Origin of the sequence: Caulobacter sp. 1776 (assembly GCF_040545685.1) — a bacterium.
In the GTDB taxonomy this organism is placed as follows: domain Bacteria; phylum Pseudomonadota; class Alphaproteobacteria; order Caulobacterales; family Caulobacteraceae; genus Caulobacter.
Window position 1 is genome coordinate 961,497 of record NZ_JBEPMI010000001.1, and the last position, 25,362, is coordinate 986,858.

The 25,362-nt window shown below is 68.4% G+C and carries 28 protein-coding genes and 1 pseudogene; 16 read left to right on the top strand and 13 right to left on the bottom strand.

The genetic code is table 11. The annotated features are described in order from the left end of the window. Window positions 1-191: 191 nt before the first annotated feature. Window positions 192-1,085, top strand: coding sequence for a DMT family transporter (locus tag ABIC66_RS04505; protein ID WP_354068181.1), 894 nt, complete (start codon window positions 192-194; stop codon window positions 1,083-1,085). A 111-nt stretch (window positions 1,086-1,196) separates the two neighbouring features. Here ABIC66_RS04505 and ccmB read toward each other — a convergent pair whose 3' ends face one another. Together ccmB and ccmA are read right to left on the bottom strand one after the other, a co-directional pair. Further along, the gene (ccmB, locus tag ABIC66_RS04510; RefSeq protein ID WP_354068182.1) at window positions 1,197-1,862 is read right to left on the bottom strand and encodes a heme exporter protein CcmB; all 666 of its coding nucleotides are present in this window, start codon (window positions 1,860-1,862) and stop codon (window positions 1,197-1,199) included. Continuing rightward, a complete protein-coding gene (ccmA, locus tag ABIC66_RS04515) occupies window positions 1,859-2,473 on the bottom strand; it encodes a heme ABC exporter ATP-binding protein CcmA (RefSeq protein WP_354068183.1) in 615 nt (204 codons plus the stop codon). The genes ccmB and ccmA overlap by 4 nt, the downstream gene beginning before the upstream one ends. Window positions 2,474-2,655: 182 nt before the next feature. Here ccmA and acnA point away from each other — a divergent pair, with 182 nt between their 5' ends. The 3 genes from acnA to ABIC66_RS04530 all read left to right on the top strand — a co-directional run bounded on the left by acnA (window position 2,656) and on the right by ABIC66_RS04530 (window position 7,173). Next, window positions 2,656-5,346, top strand: coding sequence for an aconitate hydratase AcnA (gene acnA, locus ABIC66_RS04520; RefSeq protein WP_354068184.1), 2,691 nt, complete (start codon window positions 2,656-2,658; stop codon window positions 5,344-5,346). Between the two features lie 167 nt (window positions 5,347-5,513). Beyond that, window positions 5,514-6,257 (top strand): DUF1223 domain-containing protein, encoded by a 744-nt coding sequence (locus ABIC66_RS04525; RefSeq protein ID WP_354068185.1) that lies wholly within the window; start codon window positions 5,514-5,516, stop codon window positions 6,255-6,257. 568 nt (window positions 6,258-6,825) lie between these two features. Beyond that, the gene (locus tag ABIC66_RS04530) at window positions 6,826-7,173 is read left to right on the top strand and encodes a DUF2794 domain-containing protein (RefSeq protein WP_354068186.1); all 348 of its coding nucleotides are present in this window, start codon (window positions 6,826-6,828) and stop codon (window positions 7,171-7,173) included. Window positions 7,174-7,177: 4 nt separating this feature from the next. On the opposite strand, the gene ABIC66_RS04535 is transcribed toward ABIC66_RS04530, so the two are convergent. Both ABIC66_RS04535 and ABIC66_RS04540 read right to left on the bottom strand, forming a co-directional pair. Next, complete coding sequence (locus ABIC66_RS04535) at window positions 7,178-7,522, bottom strand: hypothetical protein (RefSeq protein WP_354068187.1); 345 nt, start codon at window positions 7,520-7,522, stop codon at window positions 7,178-7,180. Between the two features lie 116 nt (window positions 7,523-7,638). Beyond that, complete coding sequence (locus ABIC66_RS04540; RefSeq protein WP_354068188.1) at window positions 7,639-8,391, bottom strand: Bax inhibitor-1/YccA family protein; 753 nt, start codon at window positions 8,389-8,391, stop codon at window positions 7,639-7,641. A 187-nt stretch (window positions 8,392-8,578) separates the two neighbouring features. On the opposite strand from ABIC66_RS04540, the gene ABIC66_RS04545 reads away from it, so the two are divergent. Both ABIC66_RS04545 and thpR read left to right on the top strand, forming a co-directional pair. Beyond that, the gene (locus tag ABIC66_RS04545; protein WP_354068189.1) at window positions 8,579-9,628 is read left to right on the top strand and encodes an aldo/keto reductase; all 1,050 of its coding nucleotides are present in this window, start codon (window positions 8,579-8,581) and stop codon (window positions 9,626-9,628) included. 6 nt (window positions 9,629-9,634) lie between these two features. Further along, window positions 9,635-10,174 carry an RNA 2',3'-cyclic phosphodiesterase gene (thpR, locus tag ABIC66_RS04550; RefSeq protein ID WP_354068190.1) on the top strand — a complete coding sequence of 180 codons (540 nt, stop codon included), beginning with the start codon at window positions 9,635-9,637 and terminating at the stop codon, window positions 10,172-10,174. A 28-nt stretch (window positions 10,175-10,202) separates the two neighbouring features. Here the strand turns inward: thpR and ABIC66_RS04555 are convergent, their stop codons facing one another. Further along, entirely contained in the window at window positions 10,203-10,586 is a 384-nt protein-coding gene (locus ABIC66_RS04555; protein WP_354068191.1) for a DUF2237 family protein, read from the bottom strand. 117 nt (window positions 10,587-10,703) lie between these two features. Between ABIC66_RS04555 and ABIC66_RS04560 the strand changes: the two genes are divergently transcribed. Beyond that, window positions 10,704-11,588 (top strand): HpcH/HpaI aldolase/citrate lyase family protein, encoded by an 885-nt coding sequence (locus ABIC66_RS04560; protein WP_354068192.1) that lies wholly within the window; start codon window positions 10,704-10,706, stop codon window positions 11,586-11,588. Between the two features lie 20 nt (window positions 11,589-11,608). Beyond that, the gene (locus ABIC66_RS04565; RefSeq protein WP_354068193.1) at window positions 11,609-12,628 is read left to right on the top strand and encodes a hypothetical protein; all 1,020 of its coding nucleotides are present in this window, start codon (window positions 11,609-11,611) and stop codon (window positions 12,626-12,628) included. On the opposite strand, the gene ABIC66_RS04570 is transcribed toward ABIC66_RS04565, so the two are convergent. Together ABIC66_RS04570 and ABIC66_RS04575 are read right to left on the bottom strand one after the other, a co-directional pair. Then, window positions 12,625-13,053, bottom strand: a complete 429-nt coding sequence (locus ABIC66_RS04570; protein ID WP_354068194.1) for an HIT domain-containing protein — start codon at window positions 13,051-13,053, stop codon at window positions 12,625-12,627. The two genes, ABIC66_RS04565 and ABIC66_RS04570, sit on opposite strands and share 4 nt — an antisense overlap. Then, on the bottom strand, window positions 13,046-14,104 hold the full coding sequence (locus ABIC66_RS04575) for a MaoC family dehydratase (protein ID WP_354068195.1): 1,059 nt from the start codon (window positions 14,102-14,104) through the stop codon (window positions 13,046-13,048). Before ABIC66_RS04575 ends, ABIC66_RS04570 begins: the two co-directional genes overlap by 8 nt. 147 nt (window positions 14,105-14,251) lie before the next feature. Between ABIC66_RS04575 and mdh the strand changes: the two genes are divergently transcribed. Further along, on the top strand, window positions 14,252-15,214 hold the full coding sequence (gene mdh / locus ABIC66_RS04580; protein WP_354068196.1) for a malate dehydrogenase: 963 nt from the start codon (window positions 14,252-14,254) through the stop codon (window positions 15,212-15,214). A 64-nt stretch (window positions 15,215-15,278) separates the two neighbouring features. Here mdh and ABIC66_RS04585 read toward each other — a convergent pair whose 3' ends face one another. Further along, window positions 15,279-15,710 carry a CBS domain-containing protein gene (locus tag ABIC66_RS04585; protein WP_354068197.1) on the bottom strand — a complete coding sequence of 144 codons (432 nt, stop codon included), beginning with the start codon at window positions 15,708-15,710 and terminating at the stop codon, window positions 15,279-15,281. Window positions 15,711-15,826: 116 nt separating this feature from the next. On the opposite strand from ABIC66_RS04585, the gene ABIC66_RS04590 reads away from it, so the two are divergent. From ABIC66_RS04590 to ABIC66_RS04610, 5 genes are all read left to right on the top strand, one after another. After that, on the top strand, window positions 15,827-16,333 hold the full coding sequence (locus tag ABIC66_RS04590) for a DUF1993 domain-containing protein (protein WP_354068198.1): 507 nt from the start codon (window positions 15,827-15,829) through the stop codon (window positions 16,331-16,333). Window positions 16,334-16,672: 339 nt separating this feature from the next. Further along, entirely contained in the window at window positions 16,673-18,199 is a 1,527-nt protein-coding gene (gene ffh, locus ABIC66_RS04595; RefSeq protein WP_354068199.1) for a signal recognition particle protein, read from the top strand. 25 nt (window positions 18,200-18,224) lie between these two features. Continuing rightward, window positions 18,225-18,752 carry a 30S ribosomal protein S16 gene (gene rpsP, locus ABIC66_RS04600; protein ID WP_354068200.1) on the top strand — a complete coding sequence of 176 codons (528 nt, stop codon included), beginning with the start codon at window positions 18,225-18,227 and terminating at the stop codon, window positions 18,750-18,752. Between the two features lie 53 nt (window positions 18,753-18,805). Then, a complete protein-coding gene (gene rimM / locus ABIC66_RS04605; protein WP_354068201.1) occupies window positions 18,806-19,372 on the top strand; it encodes a ribosome maturation factor RimM in 567 nt (188 codons plus the stop codon). 21 nt (window positions 19,373-19,393) lie between these two features. After that, window positions 19,394-19,972 carry an NUDIX hydrolase gene (locus tag ABIC66_RS04610; protein WP_354068202.1) on the top strand — a complete coding sequence of 193 codons (579 nt, stop codon included), beginning with the start codon at window positions 19,394-19,396 and terminating at the stop codon, window positions 19,970-19,972. Here the strand turns inward: ABIC66_RS04610 and ABIC66_RS04615 are convergent. After that, window positions 19,953-20,807 carry an acyl-CoA thioesterase gene (locus tag ABIC66_RS04615; protein ID WP_354068203.1) on the bottom strand — a complete coding sequence of 285 codons (855 nt, stop codon included), beginning with the start codon at window positions 20,805-20,807 and terminating at the stop codon, window positions 19,953-19,955. The genes ABIC66_RS04610 and ABIC66_RS04615 overlap by 20 nt on opposite strands. A gap of 81 nt (window positions 20,808-20,888) precedes the next feature. Here ABIC66_RS04615 and ABIC66_RS04620 point away from each other — a divergent pair, with 81 nt between their 5' ends. Next, complete coding sequence (locus ABIC66_RS04620) at window positions 20,889-21,809, top strand: histone deacetylase family protein (protein ID WP_354068204.1); 921 nt, start codon at window positions 20,889-20,891, stop codon at window positions 21,807-21,809. A 79-nt stretch (window positions 21,810-21,888) separates the two neighbouring features. Here the strand turns inward: ABIC66_RS04620 and ABIC66_RS04625 are convergent, their stop codons facing one another. The 3 genes from ABIC66_RS04625 to ABIC66_RS04635 all read right to left on the bottom strand — a co-directional run bounded on the left by ABIC66_RS04625 (window position 21,889) and on the right by ABIC66_RS04635 (window position 23,132). Continuing rightward, window positions 21,889-21,987: a hypothetical protein gene (locus tag ABIC66_RS04625; RefSeq protein ID WP_354068205.1), complete on the bottom strand. Its 99-nt coding sequence runs from the start codon at window positions 21,985-21,987 to the stop codon at window positions 21,889-21,891. A 216-nt stretch (window positions 21,988-22,203) separates the two neighbouring features. Next, complete coding sequence (locus ABIC66_RS04630; RefSeq protein ID WP_354068206.1) at window positions 22,204-22,623, bottom strand: PaaI family thioesterase; 420 nt, start codon at window positions 22,621-22,623, stop codon at window positions 22,204-22,206. Further along, complete coding sequence (locus ABIC66_RS04635) at window positions 22,620-23,132, bottom strand: PaaI family thioesterase (protein ID WP_354068207.1); 513 nt, start codon at window positions 23,130-23,132, stop codon at window positions 22,620-22,622. The genes ABIC66_RS04630 and ABIC66_RS04635 overlap by 4 nt, the downstream gene beginning before the upstream one ends. Window positions 23,133-23,157: 25 nt before the next feature. On the opposite strand from ABIC66_RS04635, the gene ABIC66_RS04640 reads away from it, so the two are divergent. After that, entirely contained in the window at window positions 23,158-24,186 is a 1,029-nt protein-coding gene (locus ABIC66_RS04640) for a ligase-associated DNA damage response exonuclease (RefSeq protein ID WP_354068208.1), read from the top strand. Here ABIC66_RS04640 and ABIC66_RS04645 read toward each other — a convergent pair. Further along, window positions 24,162-25,339: pseudogene (locus ABIC66_RS04645) on the bottom strand (citrate/2-methylcitrate synthase). The gene ABIC66_RS04640 and the pseudogene ABIC66_RS04645 overlap by 25 nt on opposite strands. Window positions 25,340-25,362: the final 23 nt, after the last annotated feature.

Here is a 25,362-nt window from a genome sequence, read left to right on the forward strand (position 1 = left end):
AAATGTCCGCGTCCATGAACAATGTTACATGTTTGGCGGGCGGCGGAGACGCGGCCGTCTTGCGCTCCAGCTGGCGCGCGCTATGTCAGCTGCCAATTCCGGGACACGCCATCCTCCAGAAGACGCACGCCGCGCCGTGCGTCCCGCCCGGCTATTCTCGTTTCCGGCCCCTCTGGGGATAGGGAGTCCGCATGAAGTCGATCGCTTTCGTCGCCCTGGCCCTCGCGGGGATCTGCTGGGGCCTGGGTTTCCCGACCGGCAAGCTGATCCTGACGGAGACCGACGCGGCCCATATGGTGCTGTTGCGCTTCGCCGTGGCCGCCCTGGCCGCCGCGCCGTTCGCCCTGCGCCGTCCCGAGGTCCGCGCCCTGTTCCGCTCGCCAATCGTGCTGCTGGCGGGCGTGCTCTACGGCGTGGCGTTCCTGGTGCAGTTCGAGGGCCTGGCCCATGTCAGCGTCACGGTCGCCGCGCTTCTGGTCGGCGCCATGCCGGCCCTGATCGCGGTCAGCGCCAAGGTGCTGGGCGAGAAGGTCTCCAAGGCCTCGTGGGGCGGCGTCGCGGCGGCGACCCTGGGCGCGGCCCTGATCGCCGGCAAGCCGGACGGCGCCAGTTCGCCCTATGGCGTGGCGCTATCGATCGGCGCGCTGTTCATCTTCCTGGCTTGGCTGCTGACCCTGCGTCGCGCGCCCAAGACCTCGAATCCGATGGCCATTCCGGCGGTGTCGATCATCGTGGCGGCCTTCACCATCCTGCCGATCGCGTTCGTCATGCACGGCGCGCCGAAACTGGATCTCGGCCCGGCGGTCTGGACCGCCGTCGTCGCCCAGGGGGTGCTGGCCACCCTGCTGGCCACGGCGGCCTGGCAGTTCGGGGCCTCCAAGGTCGGCGCGGCCAGCGCCGGGGTGTTCATCAATATCGAGCCGCTGATCGGCGCGGCCTGCGGCGTGCTGCTGTTCGGCGACCATCTTACCGCGGCCCTGCTCGCCGGCGGCCTGCTGATCATCGGCGGCAGCTTCGCGGTGGTGCTGGGGGAGAAGAAGGCCGCCGCGGGAGCGTTGCAGGCGACGGTGGCGCCGACGCCGTGAAAGCTGTCATCCCGGACAAGCGCGAAGCGCGCCGATCCGGGACCACCGGATAGGCCGAGTTTTTTACGGTCCCGGCTCTCCGCTGCGCTGCGGCCGGGATGACAGGGTTTTTCAATCCAGCGCGTTGCGGCAGGCCGCGCCCATGGCCAGCGGCGATAGCCCCACCGCCCCGACGCAGTAGGCCAGCAATAGCAGCAGCCCGCCCGTCCAGGGCAGGCCGGCCGAGAAGCCGTCTAGCGCCCCGGCGCCGAAGATCACCGGCGGGGCGTAGAGCGGCAGCACGATCACCGCCACCAACAGACCGCCGCGCTTGCTGCCCAGGGCCAGGGCCGCGCCCAGGCCGCCCAGGAAGGCGAAGGCCAGGCCGCCGGCCAGGGCGCACAGCACCAGCAGCGGCATGACCTTGAGGTCCGCGCCCAGCATCAGGGCCGCGACCGGGGCGGCCAGGGCCAGGGGCGCGCCGGTCGCCAGCCACTGGGCCATACACTTGGCGACGGCCACGGCCTCCAGCGGCGCGGGGCCTATGGCGAGCAGATCCAGGGCTCCGTCCTCGTAGTCGCGCTCGAACAATCTTTCGAGGGACAGCAGAGCGGCAAGAGCCAGGGCCAGCCAGGCGACGCCCGGCGCGATGGCGGCCAGACGCTCCGGCGCGCGACCCGACGCCATCGGCAGCAGCACGACGACACAGGCGTAGAAGGTCAGGGCCAGAAGCGGCCCGCCGCCCCGGCCCCAGGCGAGGGCCAGTTCCCGCCGCAGGAGGACGCCGAACGCCTTCATGCGCCGATCTCCACGTTTCGCGCCGGGATCGGCAGCGGATCGTGGACGGAAGCCAGGATCATGCCGCCGGCGGCCAAGTGCTCGGCCATCACGGCGCCGAACGCCGCCCGCTGGCTCGCGTCCAGCGGGGCCATGGGCTCGTCCAGAAGCCACAGCGCCCGCGGGCTGGCCGCCAGGCGGGCCAGGGCCAGGCGCCGGCGCTGGCCGGCCGACAAGCGGCGGACCTCCAGGTCCAGAAGGCGGGAGAGGTCGAAGCGCTTGGCCGCCGCGCGGGCGCCATCCTCGGTCCCGCCGGTCCACAAGGTCTGGAAGCGCAGCTCCTCCCAGGCGGTGCGGCTGGACTTCAGCCCGTCTTGGTGGCCCAGCAGGTGCAGGTGCTCGGCCCGCGCCGTCTCGGCCTCGATCGGGCCGGCCTCGCCTTCGAAGCCGACGGTCCCCTCGGCCGGCCGCAGCAGGCCCGCGACCGCGCGCAGCAGGCTGGTCTTGCCCGCGCCGTTGCGGCCGACCAGGGCGGCCGCTTCGCCGGCGCGCAGGGTCAGATCCAGGTGCGAGAACAACCGCCGCTCGCCGCGCGTGATCGCCAGATCCTGAATGAGAACAACTCTCAACACGCCAAGACCCCCCGCGCGACATGGACGTTCGACGGCGGCAGCGCTAAGAAGCGCGCGGTCGTCCCCCTCCAGTCGTTTTGGGTGGTACGCGGCGCGGAGGCGGAACCTGTGTGTCCCTTCCGATCAGCGCGTGATCCCGGGAGTGGTTTTCGGGCGGCCGTGGACAGAGAAGGATCCTTAGAATGGCGTCTGTGGACAGCCTGAAAGCCCGTCGCGAATTGACCGTCGGCGGCAAGTCTTATGTCTATTACAGCCTTCGCGCCGCCGAGGAAGCCGGTCTGACCGGAACTTCATCGCTGCCGGTCTCGATGAAGGTGCTCCTGGAAAACCTGCTGCGCAACGAAGACGGCGTCTCGGTCAACGAGGACGACCTGAAAGCCGTGGCCGCCTGGCTGGCCAACAAGGGCGCGGTCGAGCACGAAATCAGCTTCCGCCCGGCGCGCGTGCTGATGCAGGACTTCACCGGCGTGCCCGCCGTCGTCGACCTGGCCGCCATGCGCGACGCCATGGTCGCCCTGGGCGCCAACCCGGCCAAGATCAACCCGCTGAACCCCGTCGACCTGGTCATCGACCACTCGGTGATGGTCGACAACTTCGGCAACCCCAAGGCCTACGACGACAACGTCAAGCGCGAGTACGAGCGCAACATCGAGCGCTATCGCTTCCTGCGTTGGGGTTCGTCGGCGTTCAACAACTTCCGCGTCGTCCCGCCCGGCACCGGCATCTGCCACCAGGTGAACCTGGAATATCTGGCCCAAACGGTCTGGACCAACGCGGTCGACGGCGAGGAAGTCGCCTATCCCGACACCGTCGTCGGCACCGACAGCCACACGACCATGGTCAACGGCCTGGCCGTCCTGGGCTGGGGCGTGGGCGGCATCGAGGCCGAAGCGGCCATGCTGGGCCAGCCGATCCCGATGCTGATCCCGGAAGTCATCGGCTTCAAGCTGACCGGCGCCATGCCGGAAGGCGCGACCGCGACCGACCTGGTGCTGACCGTCACCCAGATGCTGCGCAAGAAGGGCGTGGTCGGCAAGTTCGTCGAATTCTACGGCGACGCCCTGGCCAACCTGACCCTGGAAGACCAGGCGACGATCGCCAACATGGCCCCGGAATACGGCGCCACCTGCGGCTTCTTCCCGATCTCGGCCTCGACCATCGCCTATCTGAAGGGCACCGGCCGTACGCCGGAACGCGTCGCCCTGGTCGAAGCCTACGCCAAGGAGCAGGGTCTGTGGTGGGAGCCGGGCGTGCCCGAGCCGACCTTCACCGACACCCTGGAGCTGGACCTGTCGAGCGTGCTGCCGTCGCTGGCCGGCCCCAAGCGCCCGCAGGACCGCGTGCTGCTGTCGGACGCCTCGTACAAGTTCGCCGAGTCGCTGGCCGGTGAGTTCGGCAAGGCCGAACAGCCTGACCTGCGCGCCCCGGTGGAAGGCGAAAGCTTCGATGTCGGTCACGGCGACGTGGTCATCGCGGCCATCACCTCGTGCACCAACACCTCCAACCCCTCGGTCCTGATCGCCGCTGGCCTGCTGGCCAAGAACGCGGTCGCCAAGGGCCTGAAGGTCAAGCCGTGGGTGAAGACCTCGCTGGCCCCCGGCTCGCAGGTGGTCACCGACTACCTGGCCAAGGCCGGCCTGACCAAGTCGCTGGACGCCCTGGGCTTCAACCTGGTCGGCTATGGCTGCACCACCTGCATCGGCAATTCGGGCCCGCTGCCGGAAGCCATCAGCAAGACGATCAACGAGGCCGATCTGGTCGCGTGCTCGGTGCTGTCGGGCAACCGCAACTTCGAAGGCCGCGTGAACCCCGACGTCCGCGCCAACTACCTGGCCTCGCCGCCGCTGGTGGTGGCCTACGCCCTGGCCGGCACGATGAAGATCGACCTGGCCACTCAGCCGATCGGCCAGGACAAGAAGGGCAACGACGTCTTCCTGAAGGACATCTGGCCTTCGAACGAGGACATCGCCGTCCTGCAGCGCAAGGCCATCAACGAGAAGATGTTCGCCACCCGCTACGGCGACGTCTTCAAGGGCGACAAGAACTGGCAGGGCATCAAGGTGACCGGCGGCCAGACCTACGCGTGGGAGGGCGACTCCACCTACGTCCAGAACCCGCCGTACTTCCCGAACATGTCGATGACCCCCGCTCCGGTCACCGACATCGTGGAAGCCCGCGTCCTGGCCGTGTTCGGCGACTCGATCACCACCGACCACATCAGCCCGGCCGGTTCGATCAAGACGACTAGCCCGGCCGGTCAGTACCTGATCGATCACGGCGTCGAGCCGGTGGACTTCAACGGCTACGGCGCCCGCCGCGGCAACCACCAGGTGATGATGCGCGGCACGTTCGCCAACATCCGCATCCGCAACAAGATCACGCCGGACATCGAAGGCGGCGTGACCAAGCACTTCCCGACCGGCGAAGTGATGTCGATCTACGACGCGGCCATGAAGTATCAGGCCGAAGGCCGTCCCGCCGTCGTGTTCGGCGGCAAGGAATACGGCACCGGCTCGTCGCGCGACTGGGCCGCCAAGGGCACCAAGCTGCTCGGCGTCCGCGCGGTGATCTGCGAAAGCTTCGAGCGCATCCACCGCTCGAACCTGGTCGGCATGGGCGTGCTGCCGCTGCAGTTCGTCCAGGACGGCTGGCAGAAGCTGGAGCTGACCGGCGAGGAGATCGTCTCGATCCGCGGCCTCACCGATCTGGCGCCGCGCAAGCAGCTGATCGTCGAGCTCTACCGCCCGACCGACGGCCGCATCGCCCGCTTCCCGGTCCGCTGCCGCATCGATACGCCGACCGAACTTGAATACTTCAAGAACGGCGGCGTCCTGAACTACGTGCTGCGCAATCTGGCCAAGTCGGCCGGCTGAGCGTCGCGATCGACGCGTGAAAGAGACGGCCGGCTCCTCGCGGGGCCGGCCGTTTTCGTTGCGGGACGCTCTGACAACGATGTCTCCACCTTTTCTCCCCATGGACCGGTGCTATTCACGGCCTCGTGAACGGCTATCCGGGGCGTTCTTGGCTTAAGTGACCCGCAATGCGTAAGGCCGCCCTTTCCCTGCTCTGCCTGGCCCTGTCCGGCGTCGCCACGTCCCTGTCCTGGGGCTCCGCCGCTCAGGCTCAGCCTGAAAAGGCGAAGACGCCCGTCGTGGTCGAGCTGTTCACCGCCCAGGGCTGCTCGTCCTGCGGCAAGGCCAATCAGCTGGCGGCCGATCTGTCCAAGCGCGACGGCGTCCTGGCCCTGACCTATTCGGTCGACTACTGGGATTATCTCGGCTGGAAGGACACTTTCGCCAAGCCGGCCTTCGCCGAACGCCAACGGGCCTATGCCAAGAAGTTCGCCCTGCGCGACGTGCCCACGCCGCAGATCGTGGTCGGCGGCCGCGTCCAGGCGTCCGGGACCAAGGCCGAGGCGGTCGAGGATATCGTGAAGTCCGCGGCTCGCGCCCCGCTCAACCCGCCGGACATGCAGTTCGTGGGCAAGACCCGCGTCGCCGTCGGCTCCGGCCCCGCCCCGCGCGGCGGCGGCGAGGTTTGGCTGTTGCGCTACGACCCGCGCGAGCAGGACATCGCGGTGAAGCGCGGCGACAACAAGGGCCAGACCCTGGTCCACCGCAACGTGGTGCGCGAGCTGATCAAGCTGGGTCCGTGGGCGGGCCGGCCCAAGCTGTATCGCCTGCCGGCCGCGGCCGACGCGGATCTCGAGACGGTGATTCTGGTGCAGGGCGCCAAGGGCGGCCGCATCCTGGGTGTGCTGGAAGCCCCCGCGCCGGAGCGCTGAGCACGCCCTTTTCGAGACTTCAGACGACAAAAAACCCGCGCGGCTGGAGGGGACTAGCCACGCGGGTTCCTTTTGCGTGTCGGCGAGAAGCGTCTCGTGACCGGGAGGGCTGGGGGGGCTGGACAGGACCCGGTCCGCTCTTCGTCGACGCTTTCCTTATCGCGGCTCATCCGGGCGAGGGCTGGACCAAACAAAGGTCGTTTCAGGGCGGACCGATGGGTCGTGCGCTATAGCGCGCGAACGCAAAAAACCCGCGCGGTGGGGGAGGACCGCGCGGGCTCATTTGGGGGGGAGGGGATATAGAGTTTGTCGGCCGACCGGCCCGCGATCTGGGGGCTGGGGGGGCTGTTCAGGATCCTGGACCACAGGGTGTCCGATCAGCCGACAATGTTGTTATCGACCCGCAAACAGGCGGGCGCGGGACCGAAATAAGGTCATATCGAGGCGCACCATGACCGCGCGATGTCATTTCCGGCGGGCGTGACCGGCGCGACACGGACGATAGGCCGTCGGTGGAATTCGTGAGGAGCGCTGTTCCAATCGTCCGATTTGGGATTAGATTCCGCCGATGGCCTTGGACTCCCAGCCCTCCCCTCCGTCTGGTTCTGGCACCGGCGGCGTCGTGTTCTTCGAGCGGCGCGAACTGGACCAGCTGATGCGCCTCTACGGCCGCATGGTCGCGGCCGGCGAGTGGCGCGACTACGGCATCGCCGGTCTTTCGGACTGCGCCGTGTTCTCGATCTTCCGCCATACGGCCGAGGCCCCGCTCTATCGCGTCGAGAAGCGTCCGGCGCTAGCGCGCAAGCAGGGCGCCTGGTCGGTGCTCGGCCAGGGCGGCATGATCCTCAAGCGTGGTCACGAACTGACCCAGGTGCTGCGGGTGTTCGAGAAGGGCAAGTTCTCGGTCGTCGACTGAGACTTCAGAACGAGAAGCCCAGCTTGGCGCCGACGAAACGGCCTTCGTTGTCGTAGCCGCGCGCCGCGCCGACCCCGCTGTTGTCGGCGCTGGGCTGGATGCCGCACAGGACCCCAACGCCGCCCGAGATTCCGCCGTCTCGGCGCTCGATCGCCGTGCGAGCCACGCCGCGCGGCAAGGGGGCGCGCGCCTGGGCGTAGCGGAGCTCGACCGGAGTTACGGGCTTGAGATTCAGGGGCGTGGAGAGGTTCGGTGTCCTGGCGATCGGCGGATAGGCCGGGATGGTCGTCTCGGCGTGGGCGTTCGTCGCCAACATCAAGGCGGTGGTCAGGGCGACGGCTCGGATCATTTTGGTCTCCATCCCTCGGCAATGTGGGCGCGATCCGGTCGAAGAGCCAGCGCGGCCAAAGAAAAAGCCCCGGCGGTTTCCCGCCGGGGCTTCGTCGTTCATGGCTCGGGCTCGCCTTAACGGCGGCCGCCCATCAGGCTGAGCAGGAATTGGAAGAGGTTGATGAAGTTCAGATAGAGATTCAGCGCGCCGTAGTTGGTGGCCACGGCCGCCGACTGCTGATCGCCGCCGAGCTGATAGTAGGTCATCTTCAGGTTCTGGGTGTCGTACGCGGTCAGGCCCGCGAAGATCAGGACGCCCAGGATGCTGATGATGAAGCTGAGGCCGGGCAGGTGCAGGAACATCTGGACCAGCGAGGCGATCACCAGACCGATCAGGCCCATGATCAGGAAGCTGCCGAAGCCCGACAGGTCCTTCTTGGTCGTGTAGCCGAACAGGCTGAGGCCGCCGAAGGCGATGGCCGTGACGAGGAACGTCGCGAACACCGATTGGACGTTGTAGACGATCAGCCACAGGCCAAGGCCCGCGCCGATCGAGGACACCAGCGCCCAATAGAGGATGCCGGACGAACGGGCGGTCGGATTGCGCATCGCGAACATCGAGACCAGCATCATGGCCAGCGGCGCGAAGCGGAGAACCGTACCCAGCAGGGTGAAGCCGGCCAGGCGGCCGTCCGGGGTCAGCACGTAGAGAGCGCTCGCGACCGGCTCATAGTAGCTGGTGGCGAAGGCCAGAACGGCCGACAGCAAGAGGCCCAGCGCCATCTTGTTGTAGACGCCGAGCATGAAACTACGCAGGCCGGCGTCAACCGACATGTCGGCGCGATCCGCCGGGATCGAGCGCGCGTAGCCGCGGTTGAAGTCGTTCATCGTATTAAGCCCTTGAGCTAGAGCGTCCACGGTGGACGCCTTCGAAATATCGGGTGTCCTGGCCCGTCGCGCAATCCCCCTAAAATGCGTTCATGGTATGCGTTCGCGAAAGGCGGAGCGCTTTCCAAGAGGACGCGCGACCCCTTATGAACGTGGGAAGAGATCAAAAGAAGGCGAAGGACCTCCCATGGACTACGTCAAGCTGGGCCGGACGGACGTGTCGGTGTCGCGCTGTTGCCTGGGCACCATGACCTGGGGCTCGCAGAATACCGAGGCCGAGGCGCACGATCAGATGGACTACGCGCTGGGGCGCGGGGTCACCTTCTGGGACACGGCCGAGATGTACGCCAGCCCGCCGAGCGCCGAGACCCAGGGACGGACCGAGGAATACATCGGCTCGTGGTTCGCCAAGACCGGCAAGCGCCACGAGGTCGTTCTGGCCTCGAAGGTGGCTGGCCAGGGCGCGGCGTTCGGCGGCCTGCCCTGGATGCGCAAGGACGGTTCGGTCACCCGCCAGACCCGGGCCCAGATCGACGAGGCCGTCGAAGGGTCGCTGCGCCGCCTGAAGACCGACTATATCGACCTCTACCAGCTGCACTGGCCCGACCGGCAGGTGCGGGTGTTCGGCGGCCAGACTTATAGGGACTACGACCAGGACTTCGAACCGTTCGGCGACATCCTGGAGGCGCTGGATGTCCACGTGAAGAAGGGCTCGATCCGCCACATCGGGGTCTCGAACGAATTCCCCTGGGGGGTGATGCGGTTCCTGGCCGAGAGCGAGACCAAGGGTCTGCCGCGGATCGCCTCGATCCAGAACGCCTACCACCTGGCCAACCGCACCTTCGAATACGGCCTGGCCGAGATCGCCATGCGCGAGCAGGTCGGGCTGCTGGCCTATTCGCCGCTGGCCCAGGGCCAGCTGACCGGCAAGTACCTGGACGGTCAGCTGCCGGCCGGCTCGCGCAAGGCGCTCTACAACCGCATGCAGCGCTACGAGGGGCCCGGCGCCCAGGAGGCGTTCCGCGCCTATGTCGACCTGGCCCGGGCCGGTCTTGACCCCGCGCAACTGGCCCTGAAGTTCTGCGACACCCGGCCCTTCGTCACCGCCACGATCATCGGCGCCACCTCGATGGCGCAGCTGAAGACCAATATCGACGCCTTCGACGTGACCTGGACCGATGAGCTGGAAAAGGCGGTCAACGCCATCCACGCCCGCCAGCCCAATCCCTGCCCGTAGGCGCCGATGATCCGCCTGTTCACCGCCATCGCTGTCCCGCCGGAGATCGGCCAAGGTCTGCTGTCGCGCCAGCACGGGATCGAGGGGGCGCGCTGGCGGCCGCTGGAGGCGTTCCACATCACCCTGCGCTTCATCGGCGACGTGCAGGAGCCGGTGGCGGCCGAGCTGGATGAGGCCTTGGCCGAGATCGATACGCCGGCCTTCGATCTGGAGCTGACCGGGGCCGGCGTCTTCGGCGAGGGCGTCGACATCCACGCCGTCTGGGCCGGGGTCGGCGACAGCGCGCCGCTGCGCCACCTGCAGAAGGCCAACGAGCGCGCGGCCCGCGCGGTCGAGCTGAAGCCCGAGGGCCGGCTCTACACGCCGCACGTGACCCTGGCCTATCTGAAGCGTCCCGCCGTTCCCGAGGTCGGCGCCTGGGTTCAGGCCAACAACCTGCTGCATTCGCCGAGCTTCCGGGTGGACCGGTTCGGTCTCTATTCCAGCTGGCGGACCCACGAGGGCTCGGCCTATCGGCTGGAGCGGGAATATCCGCTGCGGAGATGAGAAGGGGCGGCGGCTAATTCCGTGGTGGTCACGCCACCGCGTGATCCTTGAGCACGCCCAGGGTGACGATCGCCAGCATCTCCTCGTGGGTGGCGTCCAGCACCACCTGCGGCGCCATGCCCGCGTCGAGGGCCTCTTTCCAGCGGCCGGCGCACAGGCACCAGCGGTCGCCGGCCTTCAGTCCTGGAAAGGCCAGTTCGGGACGCGGCGTGGACAGGTCGTTGCCCTGGGCCTTCGAGAAGGCCAGGAAGTCGTCGGTCATCACCGCGCAGACGGTGTGCAGGCCCAGGTCATGCGGCCCGGTCTCGCAGCAGCCGTTGCGGTAGAAGCCGGTGACCGGCTCCAGTGAGCAGGCGGCGAGTTCGCCGCCCAGGACGTTCTTGGCGCTCTTGTCGTACCGGGTGGTGCTCATGCGGCGATCCTAGACCCGCACGGGCCGGCGCCAAGTCGGTTCTCCTGCGGGGAAGGCTTTTGCTGCGACGCAGCAATGCTAAGGTCACGTCAACAGATAGAAAAGCAGGGGAGTTTCATGACCGTTCCAACCGATCGTCCGCGCCGCAGCGCCCTCTACATGCCGGCCTCGAACGCCAAGGCGGTCGAGAAAGCCCGGACCCTGGACGCCGACGTGATCATCCTGGATCTCGAGGACGCCGTGGCGCCCGAAGCCAAGCCGGCGGCGCGCGAAGCGGCCGTGGCGGCGGTCAAGGCTGGCGGATTCGGGGCGCGGGAGGTGGTGATCCGGGTCAACGGCCTCGACACCCCCTGGGGCGCCGACGACCTGAAGGCGGCCGCCGAGGCGGGGCCGGACGCGGTGCTGGTCCCCAAGGTCAACGACGCGGCCGATGTCCGCCTTTACGATCAGCACCTGAACGCCGCGCCGCCGGCGACCCGCCTGTGGACCATGATCGAGACGGGCAAGGCCGCCTTCCACCTTTGGGAGATCGCCGCCGCTCACCACGGCACACGCCTGGCGGCCTGGGTGATGGGCGTCAATGACTTCGCCAAGGAGATGCGGGCTCGCCAGACGCCCGACCGCGCGCCGTTCCTGCCGCTCTTGACCCTATCGGTCGCCGCCGCCCGCAGCCACGGCCTGACCATCCTGGATGGGGTGCACAACGACATCGATGATCTCGACGCGCTCGAGGCCGTCTGCGTCCAGGGCGTCGACTTCGGCTTCGACGGCAAGACGCTGATCCATCCGAAGCACCTGCCGATCTGCAACCGGGTGTTTTCGCCCTCGCCCGAGGACATCGCCTGGAGCCAGGCGGTCATCGCCGCCTTCAACGCGCCCGAAAATGCTGGCAAAGGTGCGTTGCGGGTGGACGGCAAGATGGCCGAGCGCTTGCATCTGGCGCAGGCCCAGCGTCTTGTCGCGGTGGCGGAGGCCATCGCGGGGCGCGCGGCCAACGCCTAAGGGGCACTAGAAGGTTGCGAATGCGGGCTATCGTTCTTTCCGTCGTCCTGATGGCCAGCCCGGCGCTGGCGCAGGTCCCGACCGCGACCCCCGCGCCGCTTCCCCAGGTGGCGGCCCCGCCCGCGCCCACTCCGGCGCCGGTTCCGAGCGCCGAGGCGCCGGTCAGCACGGCGGTTCCGAACGCGCCGGCCATGGATTCCGCCCAGATCCCGCAGGCGCTGGATCCGCTGGCGGACCTGATCGCGCAGAGCAACCAGACCACCGACGAAGAAACGGCCGAGACCGCCAACACGCCGGCGCCGAAGCACAGGGCGACGATCCTTCCCATTCCGCCGCCCGAGCCCGAGGCGCCGGTCACGCCGGGCGGCGACCTGACCAAGGCCCAGGTCTACGAGATGCGGGTCAAGGGCTCGATCGCGGCCGCCCAGAACCTGCAGGGTCCGCTGGACGGCGGCTGGCGGATCACCGGCGCCGACGGCGCGCAGATCTACGCCCTGCAGATCGTCGACAAGGCCGGCGGCCAGGGCCAGCTGGAAGGCGCCTGGCGCGACGTCCGGCGGCCGGGGACCGTGGGCTCGACCGGCCTGATCGAGGACCTGCGCCATGACGGCGACGAGGTCGTCGCCCGCTTCAGCCCCAAGGGCGGCCAGTCCTCGGTCCTGACCCTGCGGCCGACCGGCTACGAGCGCTGGTCCGGCGAACTGGTCGAGAACGGCGCTAGCCAGGCGGTGGTCGCCGATCACCTCCTGCCCCAGGCCCCGCCCGGCTATGAAGGTCAAGGCCGCGGCCCCTATGTCTGGCCGGTCGCCCAGCGGGCCGCCGTCAGCCGTTCGGTCGCCGACCCGACACCCGCCTGCTCGACCAAGGGCAAGAAGGGCAAGGCGCTGAAGGCCGCCAAGGCCAAGTGCGCCGCCGCGGCCAAGCGCGGCAAGGCCTCGAGCCTCAAGAAGGGCAAGGGCGGCAAGGCCAAGGCGACCGCCGGCCGCAAAGGCAAGGCGACGGTGGGCAAGAAGAGCGCGTCGAAGAAGAAGCGGCGCTAGCCCTTCAACGCCTTGCGCGCTGCCTCGATCGGCGCGGCCAAGGCCCCGGTCGAATACGGGGCGGCGGGACTATGGCCCCAGACCGGGCCCGGCCAAGCGGGATCATCCCTGCGACGCCCGATAACATGGATGTGCAGCTGGGCGGTGACATTGCCCAAGGCTCCAACGTTCAGCTTGTCGACCGTAAGGCCCAGCGTCGCCCCGATCGCCCGCACGGCGGTCCCGGCCAGGACGATCTCCTCCATCAGCTGGATCCGATGACCGACATCCAGCTCCTCGATCTCCCGCAGCCCCAGTTGGCGCGGGATCAACACCAGCCATGGATAGCGGGCGTCGTCCTGCAGGCGGACCTCGCAGAGCGGCAGGTCGGCGACCTCGTGCGAGGTGGCGACGAATGCCGGATCGAGCGAAAAGTCTTCAGCCACGTTTCGGAACCGCCGCCCAGTAGTCGAAGTCGAGGATGACGGCCGGATCGTAGACGCCTTCGCCGTCCTTGTCCGGGAAGTCGTCGCAGGGCCGGTCCTTGGTCGCCACCAGTCGCAGGCGCAGAGCGCCGACGCCGCCCCCGGGGGTTTCGATCTCGGCCTTGTCCAGCACCTGGCTCCAGGCGAACACCGTGCCGCCGGCGAAGAACGGGGCCACGTGCCGCCCGCCGTTGATCGCCAGGATCAGGCCGGCATTCTGTAGACCGTTGAACGACAGCGCCTTGGCCGTCGAGATCACCACGCCGCCATAGACGAGGCGCTTGCCGGACGGGTCCTTGCTCCGCTCGAACTGGTTGAAATGGACCTTGGCGGTGTTCTGCCAAAGGCGGGTGGCCATCTGGTGCTCGGCCTCCTCGACCGCCATGCCGTCGACGTGGTCGATCTTCTCGCCGACCACATAGTCCTCGAAGGCGTGCGGCGCGCCGGCGAGGGCGAAGTCGTAGCCGGAAAAGTCCAGGCCGGTTGGCGCGACCAGGTCGGCCGGGGCCACGGCCGCCGACAGGGTCGGGACGGCCTGCTCGGCGATCTCGGCCGCCTCGTCGCGCTTGCGGACCATCACCCAGCGGACATAGCTCAGCACCGCCTCGCCGCGCTGGTTGACGCCGGTGGTGCGGACATAGACGACGCCGGTCTTGCGGTTGGAGTTCTCCTTCAGCCCGATCACGTCCGAGACCGCGCTCAGCGTGTCGCCCGGGAACACCGGGGCCAGGAACCGGCCCTCGGCGTAGCCGAGATTGGCCACGGCGTTCAGGCTGATGTCCGGCACCGTCTTGCCGAACACGACGTGGAAGGCGACCAGCGGATCCGCCGGGGCCGCGGCGAGGCCGCAGGCCCGGGCGAATTCGTCCGACGAGAACAGCGAAAAACGCGGTCCGTACAGCGCCGTGTACAGCGCGACATCGCCGCTGGTCACCGTCCGAGGCGTGGCGTGGACCAGCCTCTGGCCCAGCTTGAAGTCCTCGAAGAAATGGCCTGGATCGGTCTTGCTCATCGTGCCCCTCGCCCTTGGCGCCTCTTATCGTTGTTCACCCATCTTTGCCGCAGTGCAGCGAAACGGGAAAGAGGGCTTGAGGCCGGGCCGCGACGGGTCTAGACCGCGCCGCGACATTCCACTGTCCACAGCCTTGATGGAGACCCCATGGCTCGCGCGAAGATCGCCCTTATCGGCGCCGGCATGATCGGCGGCACCCTGGCCCACATCGCCGCTCGCGAAGAGCTGGGCGACGTGATCCTGTTCGACATCGCCGAAGGCACTCCGCAAGGTAAGGCGCTCGACATCGCCGAAGCCTCGGCCGTGTTCGGCAAGGACGTGGCCCTGAAGGGCGCCAACGACTACGCCGACATCGCCGGCGCCGACGTCTGCATCGTGACCGCCGGCGTGCCGCGCAAGCCGGGCATGAGCCGCGACGATCTGCTGGGCATCAATCTGAAGGTCATGAAGGCCGTCGGCGAAGGCATCAAGGCTCACGCCCCGAATGCCTTCGTCATCTGCATCACCAACCCGCTCGACGCGATGGTCTGGGCCCTGCAGCAGTTCTCGGGCCTGCCGAAGGAAAAGGTCATCGGCATGGCCGGCGTCCTGGACTCGGCCCGCTTCGCCTACTTCCTGGCCGAAAAGACCGGCGTGTCGGTCGAGGACATCCACGCCTGGACCCTGGGCGGCCACGGCGACGACATGGTGCCGATGGTCCGTCACTCGACGGTCGGCGGCCTGCCGCTGCCCGACGCCGTCAAGGCCGGCTTCCTGACCCAGGAAGAGCTGGACGCCATCGTCGAGCGCACCCGCAAGGGCGGCGGCGAGATCGTCGCCCTGCTGAAGACCGGCTCGGCCTTCTACGCCCCGGCCGAGAGCGCCATCGCCATGGCCACCTCGTACCTGAAGGACAAGAAGCGCGTCCTGCCGTGCGCGACCTACCTGACCGGCCAATACGGCCTGTCGGGCCTGTATGTCGGCGTGCCGGTCGTCATCGGCGCCGGCGGCGCCGAGAAGATCGTCGAGTTCGACACCAACGACGCCGAGAAGGCGATGTTCGCCAAGTCGGTCGAGTCGGTTCAGGGCCTGATGGAAGCCTGCAAGGCCATCGACGGCTCGCTGGTCTAAACCCTGGCGACAACCTGATACGAGAAGGGCGGCTCCTCGCGGGGCCGCCCTTTTTCTTTGACGCCTAGTGCGCCGCCTCGCCGCCTTCTTGGGAGATCTCCTCCAGGGTCTTGCCGACCTGCTTGGCGCCGTAGTCCTTGGCGACGTCGCCCAGGGACAGGATGCCGGTCAGCTTGCCGGCGTCGTTCAGCACCACAAGGCGGCGGACCTGGTTGCTGGCCATCTTGGCGGTGGCGTCGGCCAGGATGTCGTCCTCCTTCACGCTCAGCACCTCGCCGTCGGACATGGCTTCCGAGATGGGGCTGTCGAAGCTGCGGCCCTCGGCGACCACGCGCAGGACGATGTCGCGGTCGGTGACCACGCCCACCACCTTGTCGTTGTCGACCACGGGGACGACCCCGCTCTCGACCCGGGCCATCACCTGGGCGACGTCGCGGATGGTGTCGGTGGGGCGGGCGACCGAGACCTGGCTGGTCATGGCGTCGCTGACTTTCATGGTGGAACCTCTCGGGTTGAACTCGAGGCTCTAAAACCCGCCGGGTCGGCGAACCGTTCCGCTTCCGGTCGGGACGCGGTGGCCCTATCTAGGCGCATCTTCTCTTGGAGTTTCCCATGTCGATCTCGATCCATCAGGCCAGCGTGCCCGTGTTCATCCAGGGCCTGAAGGGTCTGAAGGGCGTGCTGGCCAAGGCCGCCGCCCTAGTCGAGGCCAAGGCGTGGGACCCCGACGCCTTGCTGAAGGCGCGGCTCTATCCCGACATGTTCCCGCTGATCCGCCAGGTGCAGATCGCCACCGACTTCGCCAAGGGCGGCGCGGCGCGCCTGGCCGCCGTCGACGTGCCGGCCTGGGACGACGTCGAGACCTCGTTCGCCGACCTGATCGCCCGCGTCGAGCGCGCCATCGCCTATTTGGAGGGCCTGGACCCGGCCGCGTTCGAAGGCGGCCACGAGCGTGACATCCAACTGGTCCGCCGCGGCGAAACCTACACCTTCAAGGGCCTGGACTATTTGCAGGGCCAGGCGATGCCGAACTTCTTCTTCCACATCACCACGGCCTACGCGATCCTGCGCCACAACGGCGTCGAGGTCGGCAAGCGCGACTTCCTGGGCACGGCCTGACCCTTCCTACATCCGCTCTCCCCGGCGAAAGCCGGGGCCCAGGTCTCATGCCGCTTGGGATGATTGGAACGGCGCGGCGCGCCTAGAGCCCGCCCCAGCGCCCCTCCATCTGGGTCCCGGCTTTCGCCGGGAAGAGCGGAATCAAAGGCGCTTTTGACTCTTTGAGCTTTTTGAGACATAAGCCCCGGCTTCCGGCGCTTTATCAGCAGCGCCTCCACCGTCACGACCCCAGCCTGTTAGCGCAGGATCCATCTGGACGAGGACGGCGAGGACCCCCGTCGACGTGATCGTCCACGGGGGCTGATCGCGTTTGGAACTTGTAATTCAACAGGGTTCGACATGTTCGACGGCCTTACAGAGCGACTTTCCGGCGTCTTCGAGCGTCTCGGCGGTCGCGGCGTGCTGTCCGAAAAGGACATCGACGAGGCGCTGCGCGAGGTCCGTGTCGCCCTGCTCGAGGCCGACGTCGCCCTGCCGGTCGTCAAGGACTTCATCAGCAAGGCCAAGGACTTGGCCGCCGGCGAAGCCGTCATCCGTTCGGTCAAGCCGGCCGATCAGGTGGTCAAGATCGTCTATGACGGCCTGGTCGACATGCTGGGCGGCGAGGTTCCGACCGGCCTGACCCTGGCCCTGAACCCGCCGTCGGTGATCCTGATGGCCGGCCTGCAGGGCTCGGGCAAGACCACCACCACCGGCAAGCTGGCCCTGCGTCTCTCGAAGCACGAGCGCAAGAAGGTGCTGGTCGCCTCGCTCGACACCCGCCGCCCGGCCGCCATGGAGCAACTGGCAACCCTGGCCAAACAGGTGGAGGTCGAGAGCCTGCCGATCGTCGCGGGCCAGAGCGCCGTCGACATCGCCAAGCGCGCCCTGACGGCGGCCAAGCTGGGCGGCTACGATGTCCTGATCCTCGACACCGCCGGCCGCACCACGCTGGACGAGGCGATGATGAGCGAGGCGGCCGAGATCGCCCGCATCGCCACGCCGACCGAAACCATCCTGGTCGCCGACAGCCTGACCGGCCAGGACGCCGTGCGCACGGCCAAGGCGTTCCACGAGCGCCTGCCGCTGACCGGCCTGATCCTGACCCGCGCCGACGGCGACGGCCGAGGCGGCGCGGCGCTGTCGATGCGCCATGTCACCGGCCTGCCGATCAAGTTCCTCGGCGCCGGCGAGAAGATCGACGCGCTGGACGTGTTCGACGCCCGCCGTGTCGCCGGCCGCATCCTGGGCCAGGGCGACGTGGTCGCGCTGGTCGAGAAGGCCGCCGCCGACCTCGACCATGCCGAAGCCGAGCGCATGGCCAAGAAGCTGGCCAAGGGCCAGTTCGACCTCAATGACCTGTCGGCGCAGCTGGCCCAGATGCAGAAGCTGGGCGGCATGGAAGGCATCATGGGCCTCCTGCCGGGCGTCCAGAAGGTCAAGAAGCAGATCGCCGAGAGCGGCATCGACGACAGCATCTTCCGCCGCCAGCAGGCGATCATCAGCTCGATGACCAAGCTTGAGCGCAAGAAGCCCGACGTACTGGCCGCCTCGCGCAAGCGCCGCATCGCGGCCGGGGCTGGCGTCGACGTCGCCGAGGTCAACCGGCTGCTGAAGCAGCACCGCCAGATGGCCGACATGTTCAAGGCCATGTCCAAGGACGGCGGCAAGGGCATGGCCCGCATGGCCCAGATGATGGGCGGCGGCGACATGGCGCGCCTGAAGAACATGGGCGGGGGGCGCATGCCCCAGCCCGATCCCAATGCAGCGGGAGGCCAAGGCCTCTCGGGGCTGCCCGGTCTGCCGGGCCTCGGGGGCGGCGGCGACGCCAAGCCCAACCCTCTCTCCGGCCTGGGCCTGCCCGGCTTCAACCCGTTCAAGAAATAGAACTTTAGACCAAGGACTACCTCAAATGCTGAAGATCCGTCTCGCCCGTGGCGGCGCCAAGAAGCGTCCGTACTACTCGATCGTCATCGCCGACAGCCACTCGCCGCGCGATGGCCGCTTCATCGAGAAGGTCGGCACCTACAACCCGCTCCTCAAGAAGGATGACCCGGCTCGCGTGACCCTGAAGGTCGAGTCGATCCAGGAGTGGCTCAAGAAGGGCGCCCAACCCAGCGACCGCGTCGCCCGCTTCCTGGCCGCCCAAGGCCTGACCACCTGGGCCCACGGCAACAACCCGCAGAAGGGCGCTCCGGGCAAGAAGGCTCAAGAGCGTTCGGCCGAGCGCGCTCAGCGCGACGAAGAGCGCAAGCAAGCCGAGATCGACGCCAAGGCCGCCGCCGAAGCCGAGAAGGCCGCCGCCGCCGCTGCCGCCGCTGAGGCCGCCGCCGCTCCGGCCGTGGAAGAGGCTCCGGCCGAAGAAGCTCCGGCCGCTGAAGTCGCCGCCGAAGAAGCGCCCGCCGCTGAAGCGCCGGCCGAAGACGCTTCGGAAGGCTAAGGGTTCCAGCGCCGTCGTCTCTTGCGAGGCGACGGCGCGACTCTGTCTGCGCGATGACCGTATCTCCCAAGGACCCGTTGATCCTGGTCGGCCGCGTGGCCGGCGGCTTCGGCGTGCGCGGCGAGGTGCGGATTTCGACCTATACCGAAGAGCCGATGAACATCGCGGCCTTCAAGGCGCTGAAGCGCCAGGACGGCTCGCCGGCCCTGACCATCGCCTCGGCCCGCCCGACCAAGGACGGCGTCGTCTGCCGTTGCGTCGGGATCGACACCAAGGAAGCGGCCGACGCTCTGCGCGGCTTGCGCCTCTATGTCCCGCGCTCGGCCCTGCCCGAGCCCGACGAGGACGAGTTCTATCTGAGCGACCTGGTCGGCCTGCCGGTCCGTCACGTCCACACCGACGTCCTGCTGGGCCGCGTGAAGAGCGTCCAGAATTTCGGCGCCGGCGACATTCTCGAGATCACCCCCGACCTTGGCGGCCCGACCTGGTACCTGCCGTTCACCCGCGAGGCTGTGCCCGAGGTGAAGATCGGCGAAGGTGTGATCCTGGCCGACCCGCCCGCCTTGGTCGGCGAGCCCGAGGGCCCTTCGGAAGACGAAGAGCTGGGCGATCGGGACTGATTTTCCGCGAAGGAGCGCGCCTTGGGTTCTGATGGGAAGTGGCGGGTCACCGCCTCGCGCCATGTCCACAAGGACCGCTGGATCAGCTTGCGGGCCGACGACTGCGTCACCGACGAGGGTGCGGTGGTCGCGCCCTATTATGTTCTGGAATATCGCGACTGGGTCGAGCTGGTGGCGCTGGACGCCGACGACAATGTCCTGCTGGTCCGCCAGTACCGCCACGGTCTGGGCGATCTCTCGGTCGAGCTGCCGGCCGGCGGCATGGACGAGGGCGAGACCGATCCCGTGGAGACCGCGCGGCGCGAATTGCTGGAAGAGGCGGGCTGCGCCGGGACGCTCAGCCTGATCGGCGAGACCCGGCCCAATGCCGGCACCCACACCAACCGCGTCCACATCATCCTAGCCCGCGACGTCGTCCGGGTGGCCGCGCCGAAGGATGATCCCCGCGAGCGGATCGAACCGTTCTGGGTCTCCGCCGCCGAGGCGCTGCGCATGGCCCTGGCGGGCGAGCTCACGGTCGGCATGCAGGCGGCGTCGCTGCTGCGCGGCCTGGCGGTCGCCGGCGTGGCGAAGATCGAGCTTACTTCCGAACCCGCATGAGACACTCCTGGGCCACCGAGGCCAGGAGCTTGCCGTCCTTGCTGAACATCTGGCCGCGCACCAGGCCGCGACCCTGCGAGGCGCTGGGGCTGTCCTGAGCGAACAAGGTCCAGGCGTTGAAGTCGAACGGATGGTGGAACCACATGGCGTGGTCCAGGCTGGCGGCCTGCAGGCCCGGCGTTGTCCAGATCAGGCCGTGCGGCCGCAGGGCGCTTTCCATGAACGCCATGTCCGAGGCGTAGGCCAAGGCGGCCTGCTGCATCTTCACGTCGTCGCCCAGCGGGGCCTTGGCCCGCATCCAGACTTCCTTGGTCCCGGACTTCTTCACCGGCGCGACCGGGTTCTGCATGTCGACCCAGCGCAGGTCGACGGGGTTCGGGCGCTCGGCCTGGGCGATCATCTTCGGATGGATCGGCGGGACCATGGCCCTGAAGGCGTCGGCCGCCGTCGGCAGGGTCTCGGGATCGGGGGCGTCGGGCATGTCCGACTGGTGCTCGAAGCCCTCTTCCGGCGTCTGGAACGAGGCGGCTAGGTTGAAGATCTGCTCGCCATGCTGGATGGCCGCGACCCGCCGAGTGGTGAAGGTGCCGCCGTCGCGGGCCCGCTCGACCTCGTACAGGACGGGGGCGTTCACGTCGCCGGGGCGGATGAAATAGGCGTGCAGCGAGTGGCAGAGCCGATCCGGCACGGTCTTGTAGGCCGCCAGCAGGGCCTGGGCGATCACCAGCCCGCCGAAGATGCGCGGAAAGCCGTCGTTCGGGCTGACGCCCCGGAATAGGTTCACCTCGATCGGTTCGAGGTCGAGGATGTCGGCGAGGGTCTCGGTCGTCTGCATGGCGCAGTGCGATAGGCCCGCTTCGGCGCCGCCGCAAGACGTCACCTTGCGTCATGCGGTCTCGCTCCCCATCGTGGGCCGATGTCCCGTGTCCCGCCGATCGTCCATCACCCCGCCTTCCGCGCCGAGATGCCGGCGGGGCATCGCTTCCCGATGGACAAGTTCTCGCGCCTGGCCAGCGTGCTGGAGGCCGAGGGCGTTCCGGGTCCGGACGGCTTCGCGCGGCCGGAGTTCATCGATGTCGAGACCCTGCGGCTGGTCCATACCGAGGACTACGTCCGGGGCGTGATCGAGCTGTCGCTACCGGCGGAGGTGGTCCGGCGGATCGGCATGCCCAATACGGACAGCGTCGCGACGCGGGCTCGCGCGGCGACCGGCGGCACCCTGCTGGCCGCGCGGCTGGCGCTGGAGCACGGGATCGCCTGCAACACGGCCGGCGGCAGCCATCACGCCGCCGCCGAGAGCGGAGCGGGATTCTGTGTGTTCAACGACGTGGCGGTGGCGGCGCGGCGGCTGCAGGCCGAAGGCCTGGTCAGCCAGGTCCTGGTCGTCGATCTTGACGTCCATCAGGGCGACGGCACGGCGCGGATCTTCGAGGGCGATCCCAGCGTCTTCACCCTCTCGATGCACGCCGAGAAGAACTTCCCGCACCGCAAGGCGGTCAGCGATCTCGACGTCGAACTGGCCGACGGCGCGGGCGACGAGATCTATCTGGAAAGGTTGGGGGAGATCCTGCCGGCGCTGCTCAGCAGCGTCCGGCCGGACATCGTCTTCTTCAATGCGGGAGTCGATCCGCATGCGGACGACAAGCTAGGCCGGCTGTCGCTGACCGATCACGGTCTGGAGCGGCGAGAGGCCTATGTCCTGGGCGCTTGTCTTTCTTCTGAGATCCCCGTGGTCGGGGTCATCGGCGGCGGCTACGACGTGGATATCGATCGTCTGGCGGCTCGCCACGCCATCCTGCATCGGACGGCGAAATCTCTTTATTCTTCAAGCAAGTAATAGTCGTTCTTGGGCGATCGCCATCTCCGTCGGCCGGCTCCTGAAGGAGCGGCGCCGACGGAGGTTACGCGGCGATCACTTACAGGCTCGAAGCGAGCGAACCGGCGATGACGACGAGCGGCAGAACCGCGAGAACGAGCGAAGCGAGGCCGGCGACGGCGTTGGTCTTGATGGTCATGGTCTTGATCCCTGTTTTGTTGTCCGGCGCCCGTTGGCGTCCGGTGATCAGGGATATAGGAGCTCGCCTCGGTTAATGCACGTTACCCTTGCTTCATGACGCCGATTTAAGAAACGTTGACGCGCATAACCGGCATTACAGAGGAGTAATGTCGTCGCTATATTTAGTTTCTCGGGAAACTTTATCCTTTGAGACCATCGTTCCGGGACGCGCCTGTTAATCCTCGCTGGGCGCCACCAAAAAGAGTCCCCGCAGGGTCGCGATCGGGGCAGATCGGGTTTCCTGCCAGGCCTCGACATGGACGTTGGCGATCCGCCGGCCCAGCTTCTTGATGCTGGCCCGGGCATAGGTGGTCAGGGGGCGGCCCGAGCGCAGATATTCGATCGAGACGTCGATCGTGCGCGGCTGGCGCTTCATCGGCGCGGCGACCGACAGCTGGGCCAGGGCCGTCATCTCCATGAAGGCGCCCAGCACCCCGCCGTGGATGGCGGGCAGCATCGGATTGCCGACGATGTGATGGGCGAACGGCAGGACCGCGGTCATCTCGTCGCCGGCCAGCTCGGCCCGGATTCCCAGAAAGCGGGCGTAGGGGATCGAGTCCAGCATCGAGACCAGGCGGGTGTCGGGCTCGCTCATTGGTCCACGCTCCCCGTCTGGGCGCGCGGCGCGCGCGAGGGCTTGAGATTGGCGCCCGGCTTCTTGCCGGCGCTCGAGTCGAGCATGAAGGTCGCCTGGGCGGTGGCCACGGGGTCCTCGGGGTCGCGGTCGTAGGCGACGGCGCGGACGAAGGCGACCGAGCGGGTCAGCTTGTAGCAATGGGCCCGGGCCAGCACGTCCAGCCCAGGCTCGGCGGGCCGCATGTAGTCGATGCGCAGGTCCAGGGTCGCGATCGAGGTCCAGGTCTCCATCGAGGCATGGACGGCCTGGCCGCTGGCGTGGTCGAGCAGGGTGGTGACCACGCCGCCCGCGATCACGCCGGTCTCGGGATCGCCGACGATCTCGGGACGGTAGGGGACCTTCAGGATCGCGACCGCGTCGCCGATCTCCAGGGTCGAGAAGCCCAGCGCCTTGGCCTGCGGGCTGCCCTCGTTCATCGCCGTGGCGATGAGCCGTGTCTGTTCGTTGCGGTTTTCTGGATCGCTCATGAGGATAGGCTTACCGCCTCAGGCGTTGTCATATCCAGCCGTGATCAAGCCCGAAGACCTTCTCTGTCCCCGGCCGGACGGGCTCTACTGCCCGCCGGGAGACTTCTATATCGACCCCGTCCGTCCCGTGGACCGGGCGGTGATCACCCATGGGCACGCCGACCACGCCCGAGCCGGTCACGGGGCGGTGGCGGCGACGCCCGAGACCCTGGCGATCATGGCCGCGCGCTATGGCGAGGATTTCACCGGTCGACGCCAGGCGGCGCCCTATGGCGAAAGCTTCACGCACAACGGCGTCGAGGTGACCCTGGTCCCGGCCGGCCACGTGCTGGGCTCGGCTCAGGCGGTGGTGCGCTGGAAGGGCCTGACCATGGTGGTCTCAGGCGACTACAAGCGCCGCCGCGACCCGACCTGCGCCCGCTTCGAGCCCGTGCCGTGCGACGTGTTCATCACCGAGGCGACGTTCGGCCTGCCGGTATTCCGCCATCCCGACGACGCCGGCGAGATCAGGAGCCTGTTGGCCTCGGTCGAACAGTTTCCTGATCGCTGTCACATCGTCGGCGCCTACGCCCTGGGTAAGGCCCAGCGGGTGATCCGGCTGCTTCGCGAATGCGGCTGGGACAAGCCGATCTTCGTCCACGGGGCCCTGGAGCGGCTGAACGCGCTCTACGAGACGCATGGCGTCGCGCTGGGTCCGCTGGCCCCGGCCACCGCCTCGGGCCCGAAAGAGGCCTTCGCCGGCCAGATCGTCATGGCGCCGCCCAGCGCCGTCGCTGACCGGTGGTCGAGGCGGTTCCCGGATCCGGTCGACTGCTTCGCCTCGGGCTGGATGCGGGTGCGGGCCCGGGCGCGGCAACGCGGCGTGGAGCTGCCGCTGATCCTGTCCGACCATGCCGACTGGGACGAGCTGACCGCGACCTTGGGCGAGCTGCGTCCGGGAGAGGTGTGGATCACCCACGGCCGGGAAGAGGCGTTGGAGCGCTGGTGCGAGCTGGAAGGTCTGCCGGCGCGAGCGCTGCGCCTGGTCGGCTATGACGAGGAAGAGGGAGAGTAGATCAGAGCGGCGGCGTCTCGCCCACATAGCGGGCGCGGGGTCGGATCAGGCGCCCCGTCTGTAGTTGTTCGATCGCGTGCGCCGCCCAGCCGGCGCTTCTGGCCGTGGCGAACAGGATAAAGGGCGCGTCCGGGGGGAGGATGAGGGTTCGCGCCAGGCTCACCAGGGCGAAGTCGATGTTCGGCGCGAGACCGGTGGCCGTTTCGGTCGCCGCGCGGAGCTCGGCCAGCAACGGCGGCGCCGCGAACGCCGCCAGCAGCGCCGCCGCCCGCGGATCCCCGTCCGGATAGAGCGGGTGGTCGAAGCCGGGCATCGACGCGCCGCGCGCCAGCCTGGCCGACACGGCGTGGCCAGGATCGCGCCGTTCGGCTTCCTCGACGAAAGCCTCGACCCGCGCGGCCATGCCGCCATGCAGCGGTCCCGACAGGGCTGAAAGCCCCGCCAGGCAGGCGGCCGACAAGGACGCCCCCGTCGAGGCCGCCACACGGGCGGCGAAGGTCGAGGCGTTCAGCTCGTGGTCGGCCAACAGCACCAGGGTCCGTCGGACGAGATCGGCTCCGGCGGCGTCCAGACCCCAGGCGGCGGCGAAGCGCGCGTGGGCGGGGCCCTCGCCGGCCTGGCCGGTGGCGGCGTCGACGACGGCCTCCAGCAGATCGGCGGCTTCCATCGCCAAGGCCAGCGGCGCGCGGCCGCGAGCGGGCGGCTCGCGACCGGCGCGGGCGGCCAGGGTCAGGAACAGGCGGGCGCGGGCGCTATCGGCGACCGGCGGCTCGGGCCGGCGGGATGACTTCAGCGCCGCGCCATGCCCGCCGCGCAGCAATCGGCCGACGTTCTCGAGGGTCAGGCCTTGTTCGGCCAGCTGGACGGCGTCGCGGCCGCGATACCACAGGCGGCCGCCGGCGATCGTCGTGATCGCCGAGGGCAGCACCGGCTCGCCCCAGGCGATGGCCTCGGCCGCGACGTCGGCGGCGCGACGGCCGCGCGCCTTCTTCTGGGCCAGGGCGGCGACGTCCGAGGCGCGATAGAGGCTGCGGCGCGGATCCCGCGGATGGGCGGAGGCTTCGATCCGGCCTCGGCTGACATAGGCGTAGAGGGTCTGGGGTCGGATCCCCAACCGTTCCAGAACCTGTTCCGCGTCGAGCCAGTCCGCCATATAGATTGATTATATTGATCAAG